We start from the raw sequence: 1,859 nt of genomic DNA, 5'->3' as shown, positions 1-1,859 counted from the left end.
AGGACGCCACTGAAAAACTGTTTTTACATACAATATATAGTAGCGAAAAACATATAAATATACTTTATCTTGTACTGTTTTGCGCAAAATAAGGACTTTTTCAGTGGCGTCATAGAGGTGTGAGTCATCTCCCATCTGATATAAAAATGGGTCTGAGAGAAGTGATTTATCATTTTCTTTCAGGCTCATTTCCTGTATACTGGATTATAGTTCATATTATATTTTTTAACTTAAAATACATGATTGCATACTGAGTCTCATATGCTTTGGAGTTTTATTTATATGCCATATAGATTTAGTTTATTGAGTCCAGTTTAAAAGAAAGGAAAATTTATGACTTCACACTTAACAATACCCGCACTTGCGATTTTCGATATGGATGGTCTGATTTTTGACACAGAACGCCTTTTCATGACCACCAAAGACGGTGTCATGAAAGAATACGGTTACACCCAGCAAAAAGATGATTACATCCACACCCTCGGAACCTGCGGACAGCAATTACTTGACATTCTGCACAGACTTTACGGAGATGATTACCCGGCAGAAGAAATCAGCCAGAAATGCCGTACACTTGTCACCGAAAAAATCCGCCGCGACGGACCGCCGGTAAAACCGGGCATTCCGGAACTTCTCGCATGGTTTGCAAGCAACAATATTCCATGCTGTGTAGCATCTTCCACAAAACATGATATTGTTGTTGAATATCTGCGTCTGGCAAAACTCGATAAATACTTTGCTTATGTCATTGGCGGCGATCAGGTACAGCGTTCCAAACCAAATCCGGATATTTTTCTTGCTGCCTGTCAACGTACGGATATCAAACCGGAACATGCACTTGTACTAGAGGATTCCGAAAATGGTATTTTAGCGGCATCCAATGCGAATATCCCGGTGGTATGTATCCCGGATTTAAAAGTACCATCGGAAGAAATTGCAAAAAAAACTGCCGCCATCGTACCTGATGCCACAGCTGTAATTTCGTTATTTGGATGAATTGATGAAGAAAAATGGGAAATATGCACGACTTGTCAAACTGCAGACTGAAACTGCGGACTGGAAGTTGAAATAAACATTTTCCAATAACAGAAATATAAGATTTCACTTCATTTTCTTAAAGATCGACAAAAATAATATCACGAAAGCTTTTCACTCATTGCGAAAAGTAAAGTAAGCGCCAGTCAGGCAATCTCACATCTGCATGCGTTTGTTAGCAGCAAAGGTAAGATTGATGACTGGCGCTTTCATAGCCTAAATTTTTAAGCCATCCATAAACAAGATTTTTATGCACGCAATTCCGCTGCGATCTCCGCAATCTCTTCCGGTGTGAATTCTGCATGATTCCAGGTCAGTTTATCCTGATTGCCATCATTCAGATAACGCGGGATCAAATGCATATGGAAATGAAATACGGTCTGTCCTGCTACTTCACCATTATTCTGCACAATATTAAATCCATCACAGTGTAAGATTTCTGTCATCTTTGTTGCCAGTTTTTTTGCCAGAACAAATACTGCTGACGCATCCTCATCCGGTAATTCATAAATATTTGCCGCATGGTTTTTCGGTAAGATCAGCGCATGTCCTTTCGTTGCCGGACTTGCATCCAGAATAACTGTAAATCTGTCATCTTCATAAATAATATTTGTCGGAATATCCTTGTTTGCCAGTTTACAAAAAATACAATTATCGTCCTTCATACTGAAACCTCCTGTTCTTTTCTCAGTAGACTATTTGGTTTCAGTATAAAAAAATTCCCATAAAAATTCAAGTCGAATGTGCCACTGGACAATCGATGTTATCATTCAAGTCGAACGCACGTGAGACTTGGTGCGTGATTCTGGTCAGCGCAAGCTGAC

At 39.3% G+C, this 1,859-nt stretch carries 3 protein-coding genes; 1 reads left to right on the top strand and 2 read right to left on the bottom strand.

Annotation, left to right across the window (positions count from 1 at the left end):
* A partial coding sequence (locus LG34_RS16965) for a hypothetical protein (protein ID WP_207657035.1) occupies positions 1-189 on the bottom strand: 189 nt, incomplete at its 3' end.
* A 144-nt stretch (positions 190-333) separates the two neighbouring features.
* Between LG34_RS16965 and LG34_RS15460 the strand changes: the two genes are divergently transcribed.
* Positions 334-996: an HAD family hydrolase gene (locus LG34_RS15460; RefSeq protein WP_109216864.1), complete on the top strand. Its 663-nt coding sequence runs from the start codon at positions 334-336 to the stop codon at positions 994-996.
* A gap of 287 nt (positions 997-1,283) precedes the next feature.
* Here the strand turns inward: LG34_RS15460 and LG34_RS15455 are convergent, their stop codons facing one another.
* Positions 1,284-1,700 (bottom strand): HIT family protein, encoded by a 417-nt coding sequence (locus LG34_RS15455; RefSeq protein ID WP_109216863.1) that lies wholly within the window; start codon positions 1,698-1,700, stop codon positions 1,284-1,286.
* Positions 1,701-1,859 lie beyond the last annotated feature (159 nt).

Origin of the sequence: Eubacterium ramulus, from assembly GCF_003122485.1 — a bacterium.
Classification (GTDB): Bacteria; Bacillota; Clostridia; order Lachnospirales; family Lachnospiraceae; genus Eubacterium_I; species Eubacterium_I ramulus_A.
This window is presented reverse-complemented; position numbering and strand designations above follow the sequence as displayed.